Genomic DNA, 19,218 nt, shown 5'->3' on the forward strand with positions numbered 1-19,218 from the left:
GGACGAGCCCGGGGATGACGCGTCGATTGGCGATAGAGGGGCAACCTCAGTAGTAGCGGGCGCTGACGGTGCCGCGGCCGGCGCCGTCGCCGGGCTGCATCTCGCGCAGCGTGTTCTCGGCCTCGATGACGCCGGCGCGGTTCGGCGCCTGGCCATAGGCCGGGGCGCAGGCGCTGGCGACGATGGTGGCGAGCGGATCGATCAGCTCGGCATCGAGATCGTCGGCATCCTGCACATAGACGACGCCGCGCCGCGCGAGCTGCGAGAACTGGCCGTCGAGCCGGGCGCCGACGGTGGCGATATCCTCCGCCGCCGGCGCCTGCCCGACGCCGACGACGTTCAGCCGCTCGAGCACGGCGAGGATGAGATCCTGTCGGGTCATGGTGGTCTCGCTCATGTGGGTGGTGGGTGTGGGGCGCCCTGGCGGACGCCTGGCGGGCCGCTGGGCCGCGAACGCAGTGCGCTCGGGCTGCACTGGAGGGCGGAGCATCACGCGGGCATGGAAGGCCCCGAGCGGCCATCTCGCCTCCCGCAAGCCGTCATCCCGGACGGCCGCAGGCCGATCCGGGATCGTGGGAAAGTCATGCGCGGGGCTTCACGCGATCCCGGCTCTTCGGCCGGGATGACGAATGGGGGAGCGGGAAGAAGAGAGAGGAAGAAAAGAAGCGGCCGCTCAGCTTCAGCGTCCTTCGAGGCTCACGCAAGCTCGCACCTCAAGATGAGATTCTTCCTTAGAGATGAACCTCATCCTGAGAGCCTGACCGATAATTCAAGATGGACCGTCATCCCCGGCCTTGTGCCGGGGATCTCGATTCCGGACTGCGCATCAGAGGACGAGCTGCCAAGATAACGGATCATAGGCTGGAAGAGAGCGGCGGTCAGAACTCCCCTCGCGAATACACCACCATCTCACCCGGCCGCAGCACGCCGCTGTACGCACCGACAAACTTGCAGATCGTCTCGCCGGTCCGGATCTCCGGGAAATTTCCGATCAGCTCGCCGCAAAACAGCTCGCACTCCTCCTGATCGTCCTCATCCGGCTCCCGGTCATAGAAATAGGATGCGATCAGATGACCTGCGTCCCGGTCAAAAAACACCGAGGCCAGGACGAGATGAGCGTTTCTGTAGAGCCGGGCATAGCCCTCTCCCGAATTCTTCAGCTCGTCGCGGGTCATTGTCCATCACCTTCTGGGGAGTTGGCCGGACCAATGTGCATGCCTTTCCTGCCAAGGCAGACTGCATCAATCCCGGCCATACCGACGCGAGTTGCGACGCCCGAGGATCGACCAAAGTGTTCGCTGACGACCGCACGCAAGCCCACGATATTCAGCCCGGCCGCGTTCCCGGTGAACTGAATTGCCGTTCGACGATGCGCACGCCGAGTTCCAGGAGCCTGGCACGGACGCCTTCGAAGAGCTCCTGATTCGAGATCAACAGACTATACTCTTGACCATCTTCTATGGTGCATATGACCTCCGAAATAGGCGTCCGTCTGATGAAATAATCTTCCACCCGAGCGCCGTTTCCGAAGAGAAACTCGTCGGGGGTGGGCATACGTTCATCGCTTGTCATGGTTGCTGCGCTCGGAATGAAGTCGCTGTTCAAGCATGAACTTCATCGCCACGGGGGACCATTCGAGCGACCTCCGCGAAGGGCATTCACACTCGACACTTGACAACGGGCGCACCGAGCTCAAGCAGTCGGGCGATGGCCATTTCATTCCTTTGCGAATCTTCAATGAGAAGATCGAATTTCGCCCCGTCCGAGCCGATGAAGCAAACAAAGTCTCCGAACAGCGTCCGCTCGATGTAATAGTTCTCAAGTCTTAATCCATCGCGAAACAACAGATTGTCGATCGAGGTAGTTTGTGTCGTATGGCTCATGGTTCTTTCCCGTGTCCTGGAAAATACATCGTATGATCATTTGGACCCTCCCCCCCAAATGATCCACGATCGTGGCGGGCGAAGCTTAGGGTTCGCTTCAAGGTCCCTAAAATACCTCCTGTTCAGGATGCGCATATCGACGTCTGAAGGCATCCTTTGGGTGGAACCCTCGGTCGGATGAGTGTGCGCCACAATCCACCCGTCCTCCGGCAGCGGACACGCCTCGTGGTTCCCACTATACAACTTGGTAATCGGCTTACCATCCAAGCGATGCCGGACAATAAGAAACTCCACCTTTCGACCATTCAACGTGCTGAGTTTGTATACCTCGCCGAAAGTCACGGGTCGGCCGACGATGATTACCCCCTTTTGTCCCGGCAAGGCCCCGGTCCGCATCAGCTCATCCATAGAAACGTGAGTTCCAAGTCCCGGCGTCCGAGGTGCCGAATAGTTCTTGCCGCCCTCTTGGTTCAGCGCGCCGTGTTCGAACGCGTGTTGGGAGGGGTCACGTTTTGAATAGTCCGTCCGGAACCGTCCAGCCGCGGGATCGGGCGGGGCGAAGATCTCCGCGTTGCTCCAGCCCGGCGGCGCCTCGGGGACGGCACGCGCCGCCGGCGGGCGCTCCGGTGGCGGCATGCGGTTCTCGTAGGCGTTCGGCGGCCGGACTGGCGGCGCCCCACCGGCGGGCACTATTTCCGGGCGCGCGAGCGGGTTCGTCAGCCCGCCGATGAGCGGCTCGGCATAGTCGCGGATGGCGCGGCCGCCTTGCGCGATCAGCTGCGGCAAGTGTTCCGCCGCCGCGACGATGCCGCCGCCGGCGAGGTCGCCGCCGAACTCCGCCAGCGGCTTCAGCGGCTCCGGCGCGGCCTCGCCGGCCAGCGTGCCGGCGCCGCCGGAATTTCACGCGATCCCGGATCGGCCTGCGGCCGTCCGGGATGATGCCGGTGGGGGTGGGAAGCGGAGGAAGGGGGCGCTGGGCTTCAGCATCCTTCGAGGCCCGGCTTTGCCGGGCACCCCGCAGTTGGCCATTGGCCAACTGCTAGAGATGAGGTTGCTTTTTTCAGATGAACCTCATCCTGAGGTGCCGCGAAGCGGCCTCGAAGGATGCTCGCACAGCGCCGCCCTCACCCAATAGCCGGCTTCTCATCCCCCTCGGTCGGCCAATGAGAGGACTCCGCAACGCAGCTCTTAGGGCTGTTCCCGCAGCCACGGCTCAACGCCAATCGGTCTTTGCTCTTCGCCATGGCTGGAAAGGCGATTCTCGCCATGCTTCCCACCCTTCGGGGAGATCGGTCAGTTCGCCGATACTGTTATCCTGGTCGAACATCTCCCCCAAGGCGACGATAGCAGCGTCCTCTACCCTAGATTCCTCCGCACCATGAAACTGCCAACCGCCATCATCCTCATCATGGAACACATGGGCGATCCAGTCCTCGGATCGGAGAATCTTCCACGTCGTTATGACGGCCATATTCCACGGGTCTGGGAAGTTCCAGTTCATTCAAGCCTGACCGGAGCATCGAGATATGCCGCGCACTTTACGTCGTCCCAAGGTGCAAGCGCCGGCTAGCCCCGAAGGATGCTGAAGCCGAGCGCCCTATTCGCCCTTCACATCGGGAAATTCTCGTCGACCACCATTTCGGCGAAGCGCTGCGGCGTCATCGCTGCGCCGTGCTCGCTGGCAATCTCGAGATTCCTCAGCCACATGGCGTTGAACGTCGCGGGCATGTCGGGCGGGAACTCCATCACCGATGCGACCACCTCCTGCCAGGTACCCCTCGCAGAGAAGCTCCTGCCGAGATGAGGGGCCATTTCGCGAAGCTTCCTCTCTTCTGTATCCGAGAGCTCGCCTATGGACCAGAGGACGTATTTCTCCAGCAACATGATCAACCGTTTATTCGTATAACGGTCGCTCATGATCTTTCCCCATACGATCAGGCATCATAGGTTGCGTAATAGATGACCCTGTCGCAGATTTCCTGGAACGCACCAGCGCGCCGGAGATCATCGGACCAATCTTCGAGGAACTCGCGCGCTATGAACACTTCCAGAAAATACTTGAAGCCAAGACGCACCGCCTCCTCGATGGCCGCTTCATCCTCAAAATCGGGAAGCACGATAGCCTCCGCATCACCGCGCCATGGCTCTTTCGCGTAAATGATGCCATCGTCACTGAGTTCGTCCAATGTGCGAATGGCTTCGAGCAGCGTCATTATGTTTCCCGATCCTGCACAGACGGAGCTCAACTCTGCTGCGGCGGCACCACGTTGAAAGGCCGTTCGACAACCGGAGCGCCGAGTTCAAGCAGTCGGTCAACGGCCATCTGGTGCAGCCGCGAATCTTCTATAAGGAGAGTAAATTCGGCACCACTTGGACCGATAAAACACACAAAATCACCAAGCGGCGTTCGTTCGATATAATAAATATCTAATTTACTTCCGTCACCGAACAGAAGATCATCAACTTCGGATATGTTTATCAGCTTGTTCATGGCTCTTTCCCGAATCCTGGAAAATACCTCGTATTGTCACTTGGGCCAGGTCCCCAGATGATCCATGATGGTGCCGGGCGAGCTCTAGGGTTCGCTTCGAGCTCTCTGAAGAATCTCCTGTTCACAATTCGCATGTCGATGTCAGACGGCCACCTCTGGGTTGGACCTTCCGTTGGGTGCGTGTGCGCTACAATCCACCCTTCATTCGGTAGCGGGCAGGCCCGAAAGTCACCGCTATATAATGTGGTCACTGGCCTCCCATCCAACCGATGCCGGACAATAACGAACTCCACTCTGCGGCCATTCAGCGTGCTGAGTTTATACACATCGCCGAACTGTATCCTGTCGTCCGTAAGAATAACCCCTGCTTTCCCCGGCAAAGCGCCGGTTCGCATCAGTTCATCCATCGAAGCATGGGTTCCGAACCCGGGCGTCCGAGGTGCTGAATAGCCTCTCCCGCTTTCCTGACGCAACACCTCAACGCCGCCCGCGGATGGTACGACTTCGTGGTAGTCCGTCCGGAACCTCGCCGTGGCGGCATCGGGCGCGGCGAAGATCTCCGCATTGCTCCAGCCGTGCTGCGTTTCGGGGACAGCGCTCGCCAATGGCGGGCGCTGCGGCGGTGCCATCCGGTTCTCATATCCCTCGAACGACCCCGGCGCCGGCATCCCACCCACGGTCGCCACAGCCGGGCGCGGGAACTGGTCCATCGCCCCGCCAATGAGCGGCGCCGCGAAGTCGCGGACAGCGCGACCGCCTTGTGCCAGCAGCCGCGGCAGGTCTTCCGCCGCTGCGACGATGCCGCCGCCGGCGAGGTTGCCGCCGAACTCGGCCAGCGGCTTCAACGGCTCCGGTGCCGCCTCCCCCGCCAGCGTACCGCCGCCGCCGCCAATGCCGCCGGCAACCGCCTCGCCGCCGAGCGCGCGCAGCGTGTTCGAATTGCCGAACACCGTCTTGAGGAGGCCCGGAAGCCGGGTGCCGGCAACGACTGCGCCGGCGCGCAGCAGCGCCTGCGGGGCGATGGCGTAGGCCGCACCCTCGCCCGCCGCGCGCGCCGCCTTCTCCGCCAGGGTGACGGCGCGCACCTTCGCCGGGTCCGGTATGCCGGCATAATGTTCGAGGTTGGTCGCGATCGAGCGGGAGCCGAGCGGCAGGTCACCGAGGTTCGAGATCTCCGAGCCGGCCACCGCGTTGACGCCGTCAATGCCGCGATTGACCAGCCAGGTCGCGGCATCGACCGGGAAACCCAGCGTGCCATAGACGCCCTCGCTGAGCCCGGCCGCGGCATTGCGCGCCAGCCCGTCGCCTTCCTGTTGCACAGGGGTTTGCGCAGAGGGTACGGCGGGCACAGGTGCCGGCGCAGGCCGTTGCGGAGCCGGCGGGATGACCGGCGGCAGATGGACGCCGATCGAGGGGAGGAACCGGCCCGGCGGAGTCGGCGGCGGCGGCGCGTTCTGGCCGAACCGCCGGGGATCCAGCAACTCCTGGAAGAACTTGCCCGGCGGCGCGCTCGGCGGCGGCGCAAACTGGCCGAACAGCCGCGGGTCCAGCAGTTCCTGGAAGAACTGGCCCGGCGGCGCCGCGGCGCGAGGCGGCGGCGCACCCGGCGTATCGCCATCGGACGGCGGCGAGCTGATGTCGCCATCCTCCGAGGTGATGGCCGGAGGTGGGGTAATATAGATCCGCAGCATGGAAATATTCCTGAAGAACATCCCCGCCGCACACCTGCGCGTCGCCGCCCGCGCTGTGCGAGCGACGGCAGGGCGGCCGGTTCGGTGGGGGAAATCGGGGAAGCCCGGGCGCGAGGGCCGGGGCGATGCTGGATCACGCTGTCATCCCGCACGGTCGCAGGTGCAGCCGGGATCGCGCGAAGTGCTGCGCAATACTTTCCTGCGATCCCGGATCAGCCTGCGGCCGTCCGGGGTGACGCGGGTGGGAAGCGGAGGAAGGGGTCGCTCGGCCTCAGCATCCTTCGAGGCCGGCCGTTGGCCGGCACCTCAGGATGAGGTTCGCCTAAAAGTACAACCTCATCCTGAGGTGCGAGCGAGAGCGAGCCTCGAAGGATGCTCACAAAGAGCCCCCCTCACCCAATAGCCGGCTTCACACCACCCGCGGCATCGGCCAGTTCGGCGGCGTACTCGCGCGCTCGCATGGCGGCCTCGTCCCGCATCGCCGCGCGATTCCTCGCCACGCGCGGCGGCGCGTCCTGGCGGGCGCCTTCCGGTTCCTTGCCTGTGGAAAACTGTGGATGGCGACGCAGCTTCGCATAGACCGCCTCATCCACCTCGATCACCGCGCCGGCACGGAGTTCCAGGCCGAACACGCTCGTCACCGCCGCCTCGTCGGGCGCCGGCGCATAGCTCACAAATCCCATGGTCCGCCTCTCTCGCGAACGGCGTGGGGGAGGGAGCACGCCCCCTCCCCCGCCACACGTCAGTTGGCCGGGAAGGCGGTGCCTTCCACTTCGCGCTTGTTCAGGTATTCCACCCACAGCGTCGCCTTGCCGGCGGAGGCCGCCGTGCCGGTCTGCGTGAACTTGGCGTAGAACACCGTGTTGGCGGCGAGCGGAATGCCGATCTGCGCCCCGGTGCCGACCTTCACGCCGAGCGCGCCCGCCGCTGCGTTCGCCGAGGTGACGAGGCCGTCATCGTCCGCGGTCGAGCCCAGCACCAGCACATTCGTGGTGCCGGCATTGAACGCGGTCTGCACCAGCACGCCGGCGCGCAGCGGGATCGCGCCCGCCTCCAGCGCGCCGATCGGGATGCCGGTGACGAGGCCGGCATCGTCCCATTCCACCGTGCGGCGGATATGGCCGACACCGACGTCTTCGGGGTGGCGAACCGGGTTGGTCCAATAGTCGCCCATGATCGCTCCTCCTCAGACGCCGACGGCGGCAAAAAAGCCCGTGGCCACGCCGCGCTGCTTGCCGAGCACGGTGGGGTCCTGGGCCGGGTTGGGGAAGTTCTCGGAATAGCAGAGCTTCTTCATGCCCCACTTGCCGATCATGCCGAGGCCTTCGATCTGGCCGTAATCGTCCTTCTGCTCGCGCGAGGCGTAGCGGGACTTGATGGCCCAGCCGAGCGCCTCCTGTCCGAGCAGATAGACCGGCGAGACATCCGCGCCGCCATTGCCGATGTTGTCGTAGATCGGCATGTCGTCGACCTCGTGCAGCACGATCCCGTCATATTCGAGATCGCCGCCGAGGAAGATGCTCTCGTTGCGATCCACCACCTTGACCGCCGAGCGCACGGTCTCGGTGTCCTTGCGAAACGCGCGGAACACCAGGGGATGGGCGAAGGCGACGAAATAGCGCCGGTTGGAACGCTCCATCACCTCGATCGGGGTGATGCGCGGGCGGGCCTGCAGCGCGATGGTCTTGAGGATGGAGAGGTTGTCGCGCGTCAGTATATCGTTGGTGGTGTCGATATTGCCGGCGGCGGTGGCAAACGTCGCTGAGTAGTTCGCCGTCGAATTGCCGAACAGCACGCGGTCGGCATTGCGGTTGGTCCAGTCGTTCTTTTCCGCCGCGGTGGCGGTGGCGAACGGCACGTCGCAATTGGCGCCGACATCGCCGAGACGATCGATGGTCTCCCATTTCACGTCTTCCATCGACCAGGTCTTGAGGTTGCCGCGCGCCGCCTTGCGTAGGTCGATGGCGGCGAAGTCCTGGTCGAGCTCGTGCATGGAAATGCCCTTCTTGCGCAAGCGCCAGAAGATGCGATCGCCATATTCGCCGAGCTGGTCCTCATGGCCGCGCAGCGGCTGCCGATCGAACAGCGTGCCGCGGACCAGGTTGGTGATGAACTCGAAGGTAATGCCATTGCCGCGCTTGGAGGCGAACTCCTCCTTCATCACGATGGCATTGTTGGTCCCGGTCCCGGCATAGGCCGCGAACGGGTTGGTCTGGAAGAATTCGGTCGAGAACTTGTCGTCCCAGATGGACGGGGAAAGCGTCCCCGTGGCGCGGGTTTCGGCCATGCCGTACTACCTCATCGCTTCATGATTTCGGAAAGCGGCCGCGGCCCGCCATAGTTCTGGCTCTGCCGGGGCGCGCTATTGCGGGCGCCGGCGAAAGACGGAGGCATGGAACGGGCGAATGAGGCCGCCGGGTACTGCGGGGGCCCGCCGGCGAGCCGGCGTTCGACCTCGGCATTGATGTAGCCTTCCGGGTCGTCGCCGAACCGCGAGACGCGGGCCTGTTCGTCGTGCCACCTGACCAATTCGTCGAACGGGTTCGCCGTGTTCAGGAGGCGCACCGCCAGCGCGTTGATGGCGGGATCGCCGCTGTCGCGCAGCTCCTCCGCGGCGCGCTTGGCCGCCTCCATCCGATCGGCGCCGTGGGACTGCGCGGCGCGCAGCTCCAGCATCATCTCGCGCATCTCGTTCACCTGGTGCGCCACCGGGGAGACCTGCTGCTGCAGGAAGCCCGCGGGATCATTGGCGAACTGGGTGAGCGGATCCGGCTGCGGCACTTGCGCGTGCAGCATGTTCCGGATCTCGCCGATCTCGCGCTCGAGCGCGCGCCGCGCCTGCCGCTCCGCATGCAGCGCCTGCTGCGGCACCATCCCCGGCTGGCGCTCGGGCCGGCCGGCTTGGGTGTCGTCGGCAAGGCCGAGCGGCGTATCGGTGTGCCCGTCCTCGCTGTAAGCGTCCGCAAGGGCGCCTCCGGCGGGTTCGGGCGTGGCGGTGTCGTTGGCGGACAGGACAGCGTCCCGGTCCGCCATGATGGCGTCCAGCGATTGGGTCATGGTGGTTCCTCGTTTTCGTTGAGTGTCACGTTCGCCCTTGTGCAGCCCGGCGTCGGCGTGTGCCCGTTGTGGTCGGCATCACCATCCCGGCGAAACGGCCGCCGGCGCCGCACGCCCGTGACCCCGGCGGCGGGATGGGTTGGTGTGGAAGGGAGCGTTGTTCGGGGGTGGGCATCCTTCGAGGTCCACGCGACGCGCGGGCGCCTCAGGATGACGTGGTTCTTTCAGATGAACCTCATCCTGAGGTGCCCGGCAAAGCCGGGCCCCGAAGGATGTTCAAGCAGAGCGCCGCCCGCGTCCCAAGCAAAAAGCGCCCGGACTCAGATCCGGGCGCAACACGGCACAATGGGAATCCTACCCATCCGAGCTGTCAGGTCAAAGCCGGCTGTGGATAGCGCCCTCGCGCCTCAGCGCGAGTTGAGCTCGATTTCCTTGCAGCGCTTGCCGACGAGGCAATGCGGGTTGTCCTCGGTGGGGATCCAGGCGGGAACCGTCCACTCATTGCCTTCGCAATAGGACACATTGGAAACGAAGCGATCGAAGATATCCGGCCCGGAATACATGATCACCGCGCCGCCCTGCTGCACCGTGGCGCGCGCGGTGGAGCAGCTCATGGCAAGTGAATTCGGGCCCGCCTGCGCGAACGCCGCGTTCGCCATCAGGATGAAAGGAAGTGTGAGAAGAACCGTCCGCATGTTCCAGCCTCGCCCGTGACCCACCGTACATTACCATGTTGCCGCGCGGTCAAAGGCAAGCGCGGCGGCCCGCCTGTGGCGAGCCGCCGCGCTCCGGTCTCGGGCCTCGAAAGACGGTTCAGTTCTGCCCCGGCTCGATCTGCTTGCAGCGTTGCCCGACGGGGCATTGCTGCTGGTCCTGCGTGGCGATCCAGGCCGGCACGGTCATTTCACTGCCCGCGCACTGGCCGCCATTGGCGACGTAGCGATCGAAGATATTCGGCCCGCTCCAGATGACCACGGCGCCGCGCTCCTGAACCAGCCGCTGCGCGCTGGCGCAGCTCATGGTCAGCGAATTCGGCCCGTCCTGCGCGAACGCCGCGCCCGCCGCAATGGTGAAAGATATCGTGAGAAGCAATGTCCGCATGTTCCAGCCTCGCCCTTGAACCCGGCATGAATTTACCGGCGTTGCTGCCTTTACGGAAGCAGATCGCGGATGAAGCTTGCGTGATGGTCATTTCGGCTGCCGGCAGGCGGCGGCGGAACGCATGCTCCGCCGCCGGCATCTCGCGGCAGCCACGCTATTCGCTCGCCAGCTGCCCGCCGTCCACCGGAACGAGGTCGATGTATCTGCGGTCGCGCGGCTCATAGCGGAACGCGTAGATGTAGCCCTCGTCGCATTTATCGGCCACCGCCGTATGGCGGGTCAGCTTGTACACCGTGCTGAAATTGGTGCCGCGCAGGTCCGAATCGAAGCGCACGCGAATGGAGGAGGAACTGTTCTCATTCACCCTGTCGTACGTATGGGTAAACCAGCGCCGGGTGCCGGGTGCCAGATTCTGCGGCTTCCACTGGCCATCGCCGATCTTGACCGAGAAATTGATCCGCTGATTTGTACGGTTGTCGACACAGGCAATGCCGTATCGGTTCGCGCCGTAGGAAGGAACGCTTCCGAGCACGAGCGTAGCCAACATAGCAACTGTCGATATTTTCACTGCCGGTTTCATGACGAAGTCTCCAGTCTGAGGAAAAACCGACCCTTCAGAAGGCTCACAACGTCGAAAGACACGTTTTGCAGCAAGCGGCGGCGGCCTCCGGTGGTCTGCGCCAGGAGACCGCCGCCCGCCAGAGGCAGCCCCCCGGCGCCTTGGCACGCAACCATCCGATGGCGAGCCGGCGGCTGTCTGTGATGGCCATCACATTTTGCGCGATAGCCGGCCGGCAGGGGCGCGATGAAGAGGCGCGATGAAGAGATTTGCCGCGCGACAGCCGGAGCGCACACCGCGCCGCCACTCCCGACATTCCGCCCATTTCCTGCGCTTATCGCCGACAAGCGCGGAACCTGGCGACAACGACGCTGTTATTTGGCCAGCCAATGATGGCGGCAGCTCTGGAGAGCATGATGGGCAGCACGGCAGACAAGGCGAAGGGCATGGTCAATGAGGCGGCCGGCAAGGTGAAGCAGGGCGTCGGTCGGGCGACCGGCAATCGTGACCTTGAAGCCAAGGGCGCGGCGCAGGAATTGAAGGGTAAGGGCCAGAAGACCATCGGCAAGGCCAAGGACGCGGTCAAGAAAGCCGCGAACCTCTGAGCCGATCTGTCGTCGGATCCTGCGCGAAGGGCCGCGTGAGCGCGCGGCCCTTTTGCTTTGGCGGCACCCGCTGTCCTCCGATGCCTTGGGAGCACGCATGACCGCGATAATCATCGTCGAGCCCTCCAGCGAAATCGCCGGCGAACTTGCCGTGGCGTTCGAGGGAACCGACATCCGCATCGTCTGCGGCACGCTCGACGATGTGCAGGCCGAGGCATTCGCCATCGCCTCTACCGCCTCGGGGGAATTGCTGTTCGAGATGCCGGAGCGCCCGTTCGACCCGAACCTCAGAATAGCGATGCGGCAGGAATTCGATCGCAGCGGCCACCTTGCCGCCGGCGAAGTCAGGGGCTTTGTCACCGGCGACACCGGCGGCTTCGCCACCATCGTCGTGGTGCCGATGCTGGAGTTTGCCGATGCCAGGCTGCTCGGCAGCGGCAGCGTGCTGGAGGCGATGCGCGCCGTGTTCCGGTGCGGGGAAGCGCTCGGGCTTTCGAGCCTCGCGGTGCGCTTCCCGTTCCTGCCGCAGCCTGGCCTGCCGGCCGCCTTCGTCATCCAGCAGGCGCGGCAGGCTTATGCGCTGGAGCGCGAGGAAAGCACGGGCGCGCAGGAATAGAGCGGGCGCGCCGGCCGCTCCACTGCGCGCGGGCCGGCTTTTGCTTTGCTGCTACAGTGCCGCGGCGCGGCTTACTGCTGTTCCATCTGCTTGCAGCGATTGCCCACCAGGCATTGCTGCTGATCCTGCGTCGCGATCCAGGCCGGCACCGGGTATTGGTCGTTCTGGCACTGGGCTTGGCCGGCGACGAAGCGATCAAATATGTTGGGCCCGGTCCAGATCACCGCGGCGCCCCGTGACTGGACGATGCCCTGCACGGCGGCACAGCTCATCGCCAGCGAGTTCGGGCCGTCCTGGGCGATCGCCGCACCGGCCATGAGCACGAAAGGAATGGTGAGAACAAGTCTGTGCATGTCCGCCTCCCGCAACATCGGCGGCACATTACTGCGTGCCGCTCGCCTCAGGGTAGTGGCGGGCGATGAAGCTTTCGTGAGCTGTCGCTCCTGGATGCGCAGCCGGTGAAGGCGCCATGGCGCCCCGCCGTTCAGCGGATCATCCATTCCTCGATTTCCTGGCAGCGATACACCGGGCACTGGCGCACATCGCGCGTGCGCACCCAGGTCCAGTCGGTGGTCTCGCCGCCCATGCAGTAGCGGGCGCTGGAGACGAAGCGGTCGAAGATGTCCGGCCCGCTGCCGATCACGATGCCGCCCCGCGCCTGGATCAGCGCCTGCACGCTGGCGCAGCTCATGGTCAGCGAGTTCGGCCGAGCCTGCGCCAGCGCCGCATCCGCCATGAGGATGAAGGGGAGTGTGAGAAGAAGAGTACGCATGTTCCAGCCTCCCGTGACCTGACCCATAGTAACGCGCGCGCCACGCGTTAAGGTAGCGCCGGGCGGATGAAGGATTTGTGAGCGGCCGATCGGCGGGCGCCCCGGCCGGCCCGGCCAGAGGCACCACGCGCGCTGCGCCACGCGCGCTCGCCCGTCAGCGCACCTTCACGCGACGCTCCACGCAGCGACGCCCGATCAGGCACTGCGGCTCGTCCGCCGTCGCCAGCCAGGCCGGCTCGGCCTTTTGCGTGATGGTGCAATAGCCTGCATCCGTCACATAGCGATCAAAGATGTCCGGCCCGGTGCCGATGATCACGGCGCCGGTATTCGCCACCAGCCCGCGCGTGGAAGCGCAGCTCATGGCCAGCGAATTCGGGCGCGCCTCGGCAAGGCTCGCACCTGCCATGAGGATGATGGGGAGTGTGAAAAGAACGGTTTTCATGTGTCCAGCCTCGTTTCACGACCCGGCCAATTCGGTAGCGCCGGCTCGATGAACGCTGGGTGAAGGCGTGGCGAGACTGGCCGGGCAACCTCCGCACTGTTGCGTGAGCATTCCCTCGTCGGCCCGAATACGTATAGAAACCTTGTCGGCCTCGCCTGGCCCCGGAGAAAGCAACGCCGCTGTCGCCGGACAGGCGCCAGGGCCGAAGACGGGAGAGCGAGGAGCCATGTGCGGACGGGTGACCCAGACCAGTGGCGAACTGCCCGGCCTTGTCTGCTTCCTCGGCAGCGACCACGACCCGCGCGTGGTTGACGCCGCCGGCCTGGAACGCAAGCGCTACAACGGCGCTCCCTCGCAGGACTTCTGGGTGATCCGGCGTCACCCGGAGACCGGCCAGAACGTCCGGGATCGGTTGCGGTGGGGTTTCGAGGCGCCATGGATGCGCGCGCAGAAGGTGCGCCCGCAGATCATCGCGCGCTCCGACCGCATCGCCACGGCGCCGATGTTCCGCGATGCCTATATGAAGCGCCGCTGCCTGCTCCCGGTCGACAATTTCTTCGAGTGGGACGCCTCGATCCAGCCCAAGCAGCCTTACGGCGTCGGCCTCAAGAGCGGCCTGCCGTTCGGCATCGCCGCCATCTGGACCGGCTATCAGGACACCTCGGGCCGATGGGTGCGCACCTTCGCCGTCGTCACCTGCGCGGCCAATGAGCGAATGGCGAGGATCCATGACCGCATGCCGGTCATCCTGACGATCGAGGGCTATGAGCGCTGGCTGGCCAATATCGAGCCCGACCCCGCCGACCTCATGGTGCCCTACCCCTCGGACGAGACCCGCATCTGGCCGGTAGGGCCACGGGTGAACAGCGCGGGGAATGACGATGCGGGGGTGCTGGAGCCGGTGGGGGAGGATGAGTGAGGGTGGGCGAATGACCCAATGATCACAATGGTTGGCGCTTTGGGGCACGACCATTGGCTCCCAGACGTCGGCGGATTGCTGCCCTCTCCCTCCTAGGTATTCAAAGCGAGTGGTCGTGTTGATGGTGCCCGTCGGTCGCGTATAGCTAATTATAACGCAGAGTGCAGCAGTATTCGCTCACGTAGCCCCCTTCGAAAACTATCACGCCGATCCGGGGCAGATATGTCGCCCACGGCCGGGCGCGGCATGCCGGCATCCATTGCGGGCGCGCTCTCAAGGGCCCTTATGGCCAGCCCCAGGCCCGGCTAAAATCGACGCTGCCGGCCTCTCATCGGGCCGGCCCGCCGCGAGCGCGTAAACGACTGAGGGAGTTGCAGGCACGATGAAAAAGGGCGCCCCCACCAATGGCGAATCCCCGTCCCGGCTGATCGATGCGCGGATCAAGGAACTGGACGGCTGGCGGGGCGAGACGCTCGCTCATGTCCGCGCGCTCATCCAGCAGGCGGATCCGGACGTGATCGAGGAGTGGAAGTGGAGCGTCCCGGTGTGGTCGCACCATGGCATCATCTGCACCGGCGAGGCCTACAAGGCCACGGTGAAGCTCACCTTCGCCAAGGGCGCCGCTCTCGAAGACCCCACGCGCCTGTTCAACTCCAGCCTGGAAGGCAATACGCGGCGCGCCATAGACCTGCGCGAGGGCGTCGAGATCGATGCGGAGGCCTTCAAGACGCTGATACGCGCCGCCGTGGCGCTGAACCGGTCCTCGGCCAAATAGCCTGATACGGCGCCGCTCGGGCGGCCGAAATCGCGCCGGAACAGCCGACCCTGTTCTGCGCAGGCCCACTAGAGCATTTCCCGATCAGATGGAATCATCTGATCGAAGAGGAATTGCTCCAGTCTAGTGAATCTAGAGCACTCATCTGTCGTTCGGATGTTTCCATCCGAACGGAAAGGGCTCTAGCGCTGCAGCATCCAGTTCTTTGCATCGCGTGTGTCGCGCAGAACCACGTCGACGCCGAGTTGCCCGCATCGGCAACGCTGGCTTGCCGCCCACTCGCGGAGCGTGACTTCCCTGTTCTTGTAGAAAGACCTCACCATGGCGGGCGGCTGCGCGGTGCGGTGCAGGCAGTGCGAGCATTCGGTACAGATCACCGAGTGGTCGATGGTCGAGACCATGCGGTCCAGATGGCTTGATTGCCTGCCCCCGCGCGGCTCGCCACGTGTCAGACGCAGGATTTCCTCATGCAGGCCCCACACCCGGTCGACCAGATTGCGGATGGCCTCGCGCCAGTCGCCGTGCCCTTCGGACTCCACGATGGAATCCACGAAGGCGTCATCCATCTGGTCGCGCGGCCAGCGTTCGGGCAAATGCTCGCCCATCAGTGCGTGCGCTCCCGGCGCCGTCGCACATAGCCGGCCGAGACGGCGTTCTGCGCCTGCTCCTGCAACATGGTGTAGGCGATGAACATCGCTCGCAGCGCGAGGCGCGGATCGCCACCACACAACGCGATTGCGGCGTCCAGATCCTCATCGGTGACAATGGGCTCGCGCCCGGCGGGCGAGTGCTCGCTCGGCATGGTCTCTCTCCCGGATTGGTCGGGAGCATGATTCCATGAGAACAAAACAAGAACAAGCGGTATGAGAAATGAGTCCCCATTTCCCGGGCAGGCCCTGAGGCGCTGCGCGCTCAGGGTCCATGGCGCCCGACCCGGCCCGGGCAGCTCCCGCGCCCGGCCGCCGGCTGACGTGCTGTAGTGCCGCCTACTGGTTCTGCTGCTGGCAGTAATTGCCGACGAGGCACTGCGGATTGTCCTGGGTCTTGATCCAGGCCGGCGCGATGAAGGTGTTCACATCGCAATATTGCTGGCCCGAGACATAGCGGCCCATGACGTTCGGCCCGTCCCACAGCACCACGGCGCCCTGCTGCTGCACCATTTGCTGCGCGCTCGCGCAGCTCATGCTGGCCGCATTCGGCCCGCCCTGCGCGAAGGCCGCGCCCGCCACAAGCACGAAAGGAAGAGTGAAGAGAAAAGTCCGCATGCCAGCCTCCCATAAGACGCGGCAGACCTTACCGCGCGTATCTTACACTGGGATGGCCCCCGGCGGAAAAAACCCCTCTGTAGTTAATCGCCTATCAGCATGGCCATTCCGCAATAGCGGCCGGGTGCATCCCTGTCGGCAGTCCGTCCTCACCTGCCCATATTCCGGCCGCGTCACGCAAGTGACCGGCTGGCTGGCATAGCCGGCCCCCGCGGGAGGCTGAAGCCGCGCACCCGGCAAGTCGACGCCGCATTCACGCGCCAGGGTGCGAGCCGGGGCTCAACGCCAATCGGTCTTCCCTCGCCGCCACGGCGCCGAGGGCGCCTCCCGCCATGCGTGCCAGCCTTCGGGAAGATCGGCCAGTTCGCCGATGCTGTTGTCCAGATCGAAGATTTCCTTCAGGCCGACGATGGATGCATCTTCCTCGCGGGCGTTCCCGGGTCCGAGAAACTGCCAGCAACCATCATCGTCGTCGTGGGACACAAAGGCGATCTACTCTTCACCCTTCATGATCTGGCGGGGGGTGAAGACGGCGACGTTTGGTGGGTCCGAGAATTTCCAGTTCATTGTGGATTTCTGAGCCCATCGGAGAAATTCTCGTCGACAATCATCTCCGCAGAACGTTGCGGCATCAGATTGTCGTTGTGTGCGCGGGCGATTTCGAGATTCCGAAGGCTTGAGATCGGACACGGCGTGTGGCTCGAGTATGAGTTGTGTCACATAGCCAGGGTTGAGGATGACGCCAAAAGTCGGCGGCAGACGCAGAAAGAATTCCCGCCCCGTCATTTGGAGAACAAAGCTGGCGGCCGCGCTGTGCAAGTGAGGACGGTCCAAGGACGAGAATGCAGCGACAAGGGGTTTGTCGCGATACTCCTGGAGAAGCGGTTCGAAGCCGCTGCCGTCCTGAAGGACCTCACTCTTGCTGGAGATGAAGAGGTCGGATGCGGCGAGCACCGTCAATACCGCGTCGATCGACACGGCGCCCTGCTTTGCCGCTACGATAAGGCGTTCGAGATCGTTCTCTGGATTGAATTCGGCGAGGGTCATGGCAAATCCTCGGGATTAACTTTAGGGTATATCCGAATAGCCTCAGCTACGGATACTATTCTGGCGTCGTGCTCCACATTCCATAGTGCACGACAGGCGGTGCAGCGTTTCAAGACTCCCGCCCAGTTGTGAAACGTTTCGATTACCTCGAATCTCTCAAACGGTGAATGGTACCCCATCTTGCAGTATTTGCAGATCTTGGCGTCTCTATCCGAATTCATTCACCACACTCTCATTTGAACGCGAGTTCCGTTTTGGCCGAGCCTGAAGAGGAAAGATCCACGCGGCATCGGGCTACCTCCTGGAACTACGAACTCGCGCGTCGTGTTCACCAGATAGCCGTCTTTGTGGGGATCCGGCTTGTTCTCCAACCGCAACGCCGTATGCCCGCCTCCGAAGTAGTGCTTCAGCGTTGTATCAGCAGCCGTCGGCGCTCGTGGAGCAAGCCCGTCGAGTGGAAATTCCAACCCGTAAACATCTCCGCCGACAAGGTACGCGTTCTCCAATGTTGGCGCTCCACCAGTATAGCGATAAGCGGTTGCGGCGTCCCTCACGACGTAGGAATCTTCCACCGGCATGAAGAAGACCAACCCTCCCTGACGACCGAGACTGGCATCGGGCCTATCAACATTCGGGAGCACCCCTATATCGAAGAAAGTGACACCTCGCTTCGGCGGACGCTGATCGTTCGTCTCTGTAGGTCCGCTGTGGGTGTATATGTCCTCGAGCCTCGGCAGCACATCGGGTGGCGGGAGACGCCTCCTCTCGCTCTCCCCATATGGCTGCGCCGGTCCTCCGCCCGTCGTCGGCGCGGTCACCGGACGCGGCGCATTGTTCGCCGTCACCCGGCCGCCGGCGAGGTCGCCGACCGCGCGGCCGCCGTGCGCCATCAGTTGCGGCATGCCGCCGCCCGGCCCGGCGACTCCGCCAACCAGATTGCCGCCGGCCTGGTCCAGCGATTTCAGTACCGGCGGGAAGACGGCGTCACGCAGTTCGCCGAACAGGTCGAGGCCGAACTGGCCGAGAGCGCGCGCGTCTTCGTACGACGCGTCCCATCGCACGGGGACCTTGGGGTCGGTCGGAGCCGGCAGGCCGGGTGTGTCGCCCGGAACCGGCAGGCCGGGTCCGGGCAGGACGTATCCAGGCAGGCCGCGGCCACCCGTCAGCCGCAGGTCCACCAGAAAGGCGGCGGCCTTGCCGCCCAGGCGCGCCGCCTGCTCTGCGGGGGTGACGGCAAGCGTGTGCTGCGGATCTGGCACGCCGATTTTGGTTTCGGCGGTCTCGGCAAGCCAGCGCGAGGGAACTGGTAACCGTTCGACATCCGTCCCGGCCACCCAATTGAGGCCGTCAATGCCGCCATTGATCACCTCGGCGGCGGGATCGGCGTACTGGCCAATGCGGCCGTAGACATGCTCGCCGACGCCGGCCGCCGCGTTTCTCCAAACGCCGTCGCCCCGCGTCCGCTCGAATTCGGCCGGCATTCGCGCCGGGGTGCTGCCGAAACCGGCAATATCCTGGCCCGGCAGCGCCGGTGCAGACTCCAGCAGGGTATCCTCAAGGATCACGTCCGGCGCCGGCACCGGACGTGCCGCGAGAGGTCGCGGTTCAGACTCCACCGGTGAAACCGGCCGCGTGGCCAGCACCGTCTTCGGCTCGGGCAGCTTGACGCCGATCGAGGCTAGGAACTGGCTGGGCGGGGCCTGCTGCGGCGCGTTCTGGCCGAACAGCGCGGGGTCGAACAGGCGGCGCAGGAACCGGCCTGGCGGCGCCGGCGGTGGCGGCGCGTACTGGCCGAACAGCGCCGGGTCGAACAACTCCTGGAGATAGGTGCCCGGCCGGCCGCCGCTCAGCGGATCGCTGCGCGGGTAATAGAGCGAATCATCGCTCCAGCCGGCCCAGTCGGGCGGCGGCGAATTCTTGAACTGCGCCATTGGCAATGTCCTTGGGAAACAAGGACCGGCGCACGCGCGCGCACTCCGCCGTCAGCGACGGGGA

30 protein-coding genes are annotated in these 19,218 nt (G+C 64.5%); 4 read left to right on the top strand and 26 right to left on the bottom strand.

Going from position 1 to position 19,218, the window contains the following annotated elements:
- Window positions 1–46: 46 nt before the first annotated feature.
- The 17 genes from G3545_RS08520 to G3545_RS08600 all read right to left on the bottom strand — a co-directional run bounded on the left by G3545_RS08520 (window position 47) and on the right by G3545_RS08600 (window position 10,803).
- Window positions 47–382: a hypothetical protein gene (locus G3545_RS08520; RefSeq protein ID WP_170011612.1), complete on the bottom strand. Its 336-nt coding sequence runs from the start codon at window positions 380–382 to the stop codon at window positions 47–49.
- 496 nt (window positions 383–878) lie between these two features.
- Window positions 879–1,175 (bottom strand): hypothetical protein, encoded by a 297-nt coding sequence (locus G3545_RS08525; protein ID WP_170011614.1) that lies wholly within the window; start codon window positions 1,173–1,175, stop codon window positions 879–881.
- A gap of 151 nt (window positions 1,176–1,326) precedes the next feature.
- Window positions 1,327–1,605 (bottom strand): hypothetical protein, encoded by a 279-nt coding sequence (locus G3545_RS08530; RefSeq protein ID WP_170011616.1) that lies wholly within the window; start codon window positions 1,603–1,605, stop codon window positions 1,327–1,329.
- 53 nt (window positions 1,606–1,658) lie between these two features.
- The gene (locus G3545_RS08535; RefSeq protein WP_170011618.1) at window positions 1,659–1,883 is read right to left on the bottom strand and encodes a hypothetical protein; all 225 of its coding nucleotides are present in this window, start codon (window positions 1,881–1,883) and stop codon (window positions 1,659–1,661) included.
- A 36-nt stretch (window positions 1,884–1,919) separates the two neighbouring features.
- Window positions 1,920–2,669 (bottom strand): hypothetical protein, encoded by a 750-nt coding sequence (locus tag G3545_RS08540; protein ID WP_170011620.1) that lies wholly within the window; start codon window positions 2,667–2,669, stop codon window positions 1,920–1,922.
- 427 nt (window positions 2,670–3,096) lie between these two features.
- Entirely contained in the window at window positions 3,097–3,384 is a 288-nt protein-coding gene (locus G3545_RS08545) for a hypothetical protein (RefSeq protein ID WP_206151405.1), read from the bottom strand.
- Between the two features lie 107 nt (window positions 3,385–3,491).
- The gene (locus G3545_RS08550; RefSeq protein ID WP_170011622.1) at window positions 3,492–3,800 is read right to left on the bottom strand and encodes a hypothetical protein; all 309 of its coding nucleotides are present in this window, start codon (window positions 3,798–3,800) and stop codon (window positions 3,492–3,494) included.
- 17 nt (window positions 3,801–3,817) lie between these two features.
- Window positions 3,818–4,096, bottom strand: a complete 279-nt coding sequence (locus G3545_RS08555) for a hypothetical protein (RefSeq protein WP_170011624.1) — start codon at window positions 4,094–4,096, stop codon at window positions 3,818–3,820.
- Between the two features lie 29 nt (window positions 4,097–4,125).
- Window positions 4,126–4,374, bottom strand: coding sequence for a hypothetical protein (locus G3545_RS08560; RefSeq protein ID WP_170011626.1), 249 nt, complete (start codon window positions 4,372–4,374; stop codon window positions 4,126–4,128).
- Window positions 4,371–6,065 (bottom strand): hypothetical protein, encoded by a 1,695-nt coding sequence (locus G3545_RS08565; RefSeq protein WP_170011628.1) that lies wholly within the window; start codon window positions 6,063–6,065, stop codon window positions 4,371–4,373. The genes G3545_RS08560 and G3545_RS08565 overlap by 4 nt, the downstream gene beginning before the upstream one ends.
- 392 nt (window positions 6,066–6,457) lie before the next feature.
- Window positions 6,458–6,748, bottom strand: coding sequence for a hypothetical protein (locus tag G3545_RS08570; RefSeq protein ID WP_170011630.1), 291 nt, complete (start codon window positions 6,746–6,748; stop codon window positions 6,458–6,460).
- 59 nt (window positions 6,749–6,807) lie between these two features.
- Entirely contained in the window at window positions 6,808–7,239 is a 432-nt protein-coding gene (locus tag G3545_RS08575) for a hypothetical protein (protein WP_170011631.1), read from the bottom strand.
- A gap of 12 nt (window positions 7,240–7,251) precedes the next feature.
- Entirely contained in the window at window positions 7,252–8,352 is a 1,101-nt protein-coding gene (locus tag G3545_RS08580) for a DUF4043 family protein (RefSeq protein ID WP_170011632.1), read from the bottom strand.
- Between the two features lie 11 nt (window positions 8,353–8,363).
- Window positions 8,364–9,122 carry a hypothetical protein gene (locus G3545_RS08585; RefSeq protein ID WP_170011633.1) on the bottom strand — a complete coding sequence of 253 codons (759 nt, stop codon included), beginning with the start codon at window positions 9,120–9,122 and terminating at the stop codon, window positions 8,364–8,366.
- A gap of 407 nt (window positions 9,123–9,529) precedes the next feature.
- Window positions 9,530–9,817, bottom strand: a complete 288-nt coding sequence (locus G3545_RS08590) for a hypothetical protein (protein ID WP_170011634.1) — start codon at window positions 9,815–9,817, stop codon at window positions 9,530–9,532.
- A gap of 118 nt (window positions 9,818–9,935) precedes the next feature.
- A complete protein-coding gene (locus G3545_RS08595; protein ID WP_170011635.1) occupies window positions 9,936–10,223 on the bottom strand; it encodes a hypothetical protein in 288 nt (95 codons plus the stop codon).
- Window positions 10,224–10,377: 154 nt separating this feature from the next.
- Entirely contained in the window at window positions 10,378–10,803 is a 426-nt protein-coding gene (locus G3545_RS08600) for a hypothetical protein (protein ID WP_170011636.1), read from the bottom strand.
- 395 nt (window positions 10,804–11,198) lie between these two features.
- Between G3545_RS08600 and G3545_RS08605 the strand changes: the two genes are divergently transcribed.
- Window positions 11,199–11,387, top strand: a complete 189-nt coding sequence (locus G3545_RS08605; RefSeq protein ID WP_170011637.1) for a CsbD family protein — start codon at window positions 11,199–11,201, stop codon at window positions 11,385–11,387.
- A 97-nt stretch (window positions 11,388–11,484) separates the two neighbouring features.
- Entirely contained in the window at window positions 11,485–12,003 is a 519-nt protein-coding gene (locus G3545_RS08610) for a hypothetical protein (protein WP_170011639.1), read from the top strand.
- A 71-nt stretch (window positions 12,004–12,074) separates the two neighbouring features.
- Here G3545_RS08610 and G3545_RS08615 read toward each other — a convergent pair whose 3' ends face one another.
- From G3545_RS08615 to G3545_RS08625, 3 genes are all read right to left on the bottom strand, one after another.
- Entirely contained in the window at window positions 12,075–12,356 is a 282-nt protein-coding gene (locus G3545_RS08615) for a hypothetical protein (RefSeq protein ID WP_170011641.1), read from the bottom strand.
- Between the two features lie 131 nt (window positions 12,357–12,487).
- Window positions 12,488–12,775 (bottom strand): hypothetical protein, encoded by a 288-nt coding sequence (locus tag G3545_RS08620; RefSeq protein ID WP_170011643.1) that lies wholly within the window; start codon window positions 12,773–12,775, stop codon window positions 12,488–12,490.
- 154 nt (window positions 12,776–12,929) lie between these two features.
- Window positions 12,930–13,217, bottom strand: coding sequence for a hypothetical protein (locus G3545_RS08625; RefSeq protein WP_170011645.1), 288 nt, complete (start codon window positions 13,215–13,217; stop codon window positions 12,930–12,932).
- 226 nt (window positions 13,218–13,443) lie between these two features.
- Between G3545_RS08625 and G3545_RS08630 the strand changes: the two genes are divergently transcribed.
- A complete protein-coding gene (locus G3545_RS08630; protein WP_170011647.1) occupies window positions 13,444–14,136 on the top strand; it encodes an SOS response-associated peptidase in 693 nt (230 codons plus the stop codon).
- 382 nt (window positions 14,137–14,518) lie between these two features.
- The gene (locus G3545_RS08635; RefSeq protein WP_170011649.1) at window positions 14,519–14,911 is read left to right on the top strand and encodes a DUF1801 domain-containing protein; all 393 of its coding nucleotides are present in this window, start codon (window positions 14,519–14,521) and stop codon (window positions 14,909–14,911) included.
- Window positions 14,912–15,093: 182 nt separating this feature from the next.
- Here G3545_RS08635 and G3545_RS08640 read toward each other — a convergent pair whose 3' ends face one another.
- The 6 genes from G3545_RS08640 to G3545_RS08665 form a co-directional block, all read right to left on the bottom strand.
- The gene (locus G3545_RS08640) at window positions 15,094–15,516 is read right to left on the bottom strand and encodes a hypothetical protein (RefSeq protein ID WP_170011651.1); all 423 of its coding nucleotides are present in this window, start codon (window positions 15,514–15,516) and stop codon (window positions 15,094–15,096) included.
- Entirely contained in the window at window positions 15,516–15,713 is a 198-nt protein-coding gene (locus G3545_RS08645; protein ID WP_170011653.1) for a hypothetical protein, read from the bottom strand. Before G3545_RS08645 ends, G3545_RS08640 begins: the two co-directional genes overlap by 1 nt.
- Window positions 15,714–15,897: 184 nt before the next feature.
- Entirely contained in the window at window positions 15,898–16,176 is a 279-nt protein-coding gene (locus G3545_RS08650) for a hypothetical protein (RefSeq protein ID WP_170011655.1), read from the bottom strand.
- Between the two features lie 279 nt (window positions 16,177–16,455).
- On the bottom strand, window positions 16,456–16,659 hold the full coding sequence (locus G3545_RS08655) for a hypothetical protein (protein ID WP_206151406.1): 204 nt from the start codon (window positions 16,657–16,659) through the stop codon (window positions 16,456–16,458).
- 9 nt (window positions 16,660–16,668) lie between these two features.
- Entirely contained in the window at window positions 16,669–17,223 is a 555-nt protein-coding gene (locus G3545_RS29490; RefSeq protein WP_206151407.1) for an SseB family protein, read from the bottom strand.
- A gap of 221 nt (window positions 17,224–17,444) precedes the next feature.
- Window positions 17,445–19,154, bottom strand: coding sequence for a hypothetical protein (locus G3545_RS08665; protein WP_170011657.1), 1,710 nt, complete (start codon window positions 19,152–19,154; stop codon window positions 17,445–17,447).
- Window positions 19,155–19,218: the final 64 nt, after the last annotated feature.

Origin of the sequence: Starkeya sp. ORNL1, assembly GCF_012971745.1 — a bacterium.
In the GTDB taxonomy this organism is placed as follows: Bacteria; Pseudomonadota; Alphaproteobacteria; order Rhizobiales; family Xanthobacteraceae; genus Ancylobacter.

Coding starts and splice junctions, on each gene's coding strand:
- G3545_RS08590 (WP_170011634.1), bottom strand. CDS start 9,817: ATGCGGACGGTTCTTCTCACACTTCCTTTCATCCTGATGGCGAACGCG.
- G3545_RS08585 (WP_170011633.1), bottom strand. CDS start 9,122: ATGACCCAATCGCTGGACGCCATCATGGCGGACCGGGACGCTGTCCTG.
- G3545_RS08640 (WP_170011651.1), bottom strand. CDS start 15,516: ATGGGCGAGCATTTGCCCGAACGCTGGCCGCGCGACCAGATGGATGAC.
- G3545_RS08600 (WP_170011636.1), bottom strand. CDS start 10,803: ATGAAACCGGCAGTGAAAATATCGACAGTTGCTATGTTGGCTACGCTC.
- G3545_RS08575 (WP_170011631.1), bottom strand. CDS start 7,239: ATGGGCGACTATTGGACCAACCCGGTTCGCCACCCCGAAGACGTCGGT.
- G3545_RS08560 (WP_170011626.1), bottom strand. CDS start 4,374: ATGAACAAGCTGATAAACATATCCGAAGTTGATGATCTTCTGTTCGGT.
- G3545_RS08525 (WP_170011614.1), bottom strand. CDS start 1,175: ATGACCCGCGACGAGCTGAAGAATTCGGGAGAGGGCTATGCCCGGCTC.
- G3545_RS08610 (WP_170011639.1), top strand. CDS start 11,485: ATGACCGCGATAATCATCGTCGAGCCCTCCAGCGAAATCGCCGGCGAA.
- G3545_RS08565 (WP_170011628.1), bottom strand. CDS start 6,065: ATGCTGCGGATCTATATTACCCCACCTCCGGCCATCACCTCGGAGGAT.
- G3545_RS08615 (WP_170011641.1), bottom strand. CDS start 12,356: ATGCACAGACTTGTTCTCACCATTCCTTTCGTGCTCATGGCCGGTGCG.
- G3545_RS08665 (WP_170011657.1), bottom strand. CDS start 19,154: ATGGCGCAGTTCAAGAATTCGCCGCCGCCCGACTGGGCCGGCTGGAGC.
- G3545_RS08635 (WP_170011649.1), top strand. CDS start 14,519: ATGAAAAAGGGCGCCCCCACCAATGGCGAATCCCCGTCCCGGCTGATC.
- G3545_RS08520 (WP_170011612.1), bottom strand. CDS start 382: ATGACCCGACAGGATCTCATCCTCGCCGTGCTCGAGCGGCTGAACGTC.
- G3545_RS08650 (WP_170011655.1), bottom strand. CDS start 16,176: ATGCGGACTTTTCTCTTCACTCTTCCTTTCGTGCTTGTGGCGGGCGCG.
- G3545_RS29490 (WP_206151407.1), bottom strand. CDS start 17,223: ATGACCCTCGCCGAATTCAATCCAGAGAACGATCTCGAACGCCTTATC.
- G3545_RS08645 (WP_170011653.1), bottom strand. CDS start 15,713: ATGCCGAGCGAGCACTCGCCCGCCGGGCGCGAGCCCATTGTCACCGAT.
- G3545_RS08535 (WP_170011618.1), bottom strand. CDS start 1,883: ATGAGCCATACGACACAAACTACCTCGATCGACAATCTGTTGTTTCGC.
- G3545_RS08595 (WP_170011635.1), bottom strand. CDS start 10,223: ATGCGGACATTGCTTCTCACGATATCTTTCACCATTGCGGCGGGCGCG.
- G3545_RS08630 (WP_170011647.1), top strand. CDS start 13,444: ATGTGCGGACGGGTGACCCAGACCAGTGGCGAACTGCCCGGCCTTGTC.
- G3545_RS08550 (WP_170011622.1), bottom strand. CDS start 3,800: ATGAGCGACCGTTATACGAATAAACGGTTGATCATGTTGCTGGAGAAA.
- G3545_RS08625 (WP_170011645.1), bottom strand. CDS start 13,217: ATGAAAACCGTTCTTTTCACACTCCCCATCATCCTCATGGCAGGTGCG.
- G3545_RS08570 (WP_170011630.1), bottom strand. CDS start 6,748: ATGGGATTTGTGAGCTATGCGCCGGCGCCCGACGAGGCGGCGGTGACG.
- G3545_RS08545 (WP_206151405.1), bottom strand. CDS start 3,384: ATGAACTGGAACTTCCCAGACCCGTGGAATATGGCCGTCATAACGACG.
- G3545_RS08605 (WP_170011637.1), top strand. CDS start 11,199: ATGGGCAGCACGGCAGACAAGGCGAAGGGCATGGTCAATGAGGCGGCC.
- G3545_RS08620 (WP_170011643.1), bottom strand. CDS start 12,775: ATGCGTACTCTTCTTCTCACACTCCCCTTCATCCTCATGGCGGATGCG.
- G3545_RS08555 (WP_170011624.1), bottom strand. CDS start 4,096: ATGACGCTGCTCGAAGCCATTCGCACATTGGACGAACTCAGTGACGAT.
- G3545_RS08580 (WP_170011632.1), bottom strand. CDS start 8,352: ATGGCCGAAACCCGCGCCACGGGGACGCTTTCCCCGTCCATCTGGGAC.